This window comes from Intrasporangium chromatireducens Q5-1, from assembly GCF_000576575.1.
In the GTDB taxonomy this organism is placed as follows: domain Bacteria; phylum Actinomycetota; class Actinomycetes; order Actinomycetales; family Dermatophilaceae; genus Intrasporangium_A; species Intrasporangium_A chromatireducens.
Map to the genome: position 1 here is coordinate 1 of NZ_AWQS01000453.1, position 1,558 is coordinate 1,558.

Here is a 1,558-nt window from a genome sequence, read left to right on the forward strand (position 1 = left end):
AGGCCACCAACCGACGACCTGGTCACCACTCCACCACCGGGAGTCTCCGGCGGTAGGCGTCTGTGGCGCGGTCGACGAGCCGTTCGGCCGGCATGACCTTCCGGTGCCGGCCTGCCACGTCGGTGACGGCAACCAGGCCTGCGGTGGCCTCCCTCTCCCCGATCACGGCAATGAGGGCGTCGCGTCGGTGGCGCGCCTCGCGGATGCGGGCCGCGAGCGAGTCGTCGCACCGCAACGCTGGGCGGAGCCCGTTGCTGCGCAGGGTGTCGACGAGCCGCCGGGCTGGCCCGTCCTGCTCGGAGGAGACCGGCAGGACGGCCACTTGGGTCGGCGCGAGCCAGAGTGGCAAGCGCCCGTGGTAGCGCTCGAGCAGGGCGGCGACGACCCGCTCCATGGAACCGACTGTCCCACGGTGGATCATGACGACGCGGTGCTGCGCGCCATCGGCGCCGTGGTAGGTCAGATCGAAGCGTTGCGGCTGGTTGAAGTCGAGCTGGACGGTCGCGATCGTCTCTTCGTGACCTCGGCCGTCACGGACCTGCAGGTCGAACTTCGGCCCGTAGAAGGCCGCCTCGCCCGGGGCCTCGACGAGCTCGAGCGCGGCGTCGGCGAGAACGTCGCGCCCGGCCTCGCGAAGCGCCGCCTCGGCGTGGTCCCACTGCTCCGCGCTTCCGAGCCAGCCGTCCGACGCGTCGCGCATCGACAGGCGGACGTAGTCGACGGGCAGCCCGAGCACGCGCTGCGCCTCGATCGCGGCCCGCAACCCCCGGGCGGCCTCCTCGCCAGCCTGGTCCGGCCGGCAGAACACGTGAGTGTCGTCGAGGTTGATCTGGCGGACCCGGCTCAGCCCCGAGACGACCCCCGACCGTTCCGCCCGGAACATCGGGGCGAGCTCATTGAGCCGGACCGGTAGCTCCCGGTAGGAGTGGCTCGACGAGGCGTAGATCAGCGCGTGGTGCGGGCAGTTCGCCGGGCGGAGCACCAGCTGCTCGTTGGGCTCCTCGTCACCCAGCTGCATCGACGGGAACATGTCGTCTTTGAACTTGGCCAGATGCCCGGACCGCTCGAAGAGTGCCCGTTTGCCGAGGACGGGTGAGAACACGTCGACGCAACCGTCCCGGTGGGCGAGGTCCTTCGCGAGCCGCTGCAGCTCCTCGCGGATGATGGCGCCGTCCGGCATCCAGAGGGGCAGACCGGAGCCGGCGAGCGGGTCGGTCGTGTAGATGTCGAGGTCGCGGCTGAGCTGCCTGTGGTCGATAAACGAGTCGGACATGTCTTCTCCTGTGTCACGTGCGGTTCGCCGGGTCGGCCCAGGAGACGACAGCGCCCCGGAGTCGACTCCGGGGCGGGATGGGGTGGGATCAGTGCAGCATCGCGTCGCCGGAGGGGTCCGGCGTCGTCGTCTGCACCTGGGGCTGCATGGGCGTCATGCTAGCGACAGCGGTAGGCGGTGCGCCCGCCATTTCGTTGGCGACCCGCTTGGGCGCTCCGTCCATGGTGTCGGGAACTGGCCTCTCGACGTGCGAGCCGTCGAGAGGCCACCAACCGACGAGAGGCC

General features: G+C 70.6%; 2 protein-coding genes. Both read right to left on the minus strand.

Features of this window, described 5'->3' with window-relative positions; translation table 11 throughout:
- Positions 1–22 precede the first annotated feature (22 nt).
- Positions 23–1,273 carry a threonine--tRNA ligase gene (gene thrS, locus N864_RS22155; RefSeq protein ID WP_034722651.1) on the minus strand — a complete coding sequence of 417 codons (1,251 nt, stop codon included), beginning with the start codon at positions 1,271–1,273 and terminating at the stop codon, positions 23–25.
- An 88-nt stretch (positions 1,274–1,361) separates the two neighbouring features.
- Positions 1,362–1,558 (minus strand): hypothetical protein (locus N864_RS25775; protein ID WP_205621039.1); only part of this gene is annotated, 197 nt, incomplete at its 5' end.

Bases quoted from the DNA above. Each gene is read 5' to 3' on its own strand.
- thrS (WP_034722651.1), bottom strand. From the start codon at position 1,273: ATGTCCGACTCGTTTATCGACCACAGGCAGCTCAGCCGCGACCTCGAC.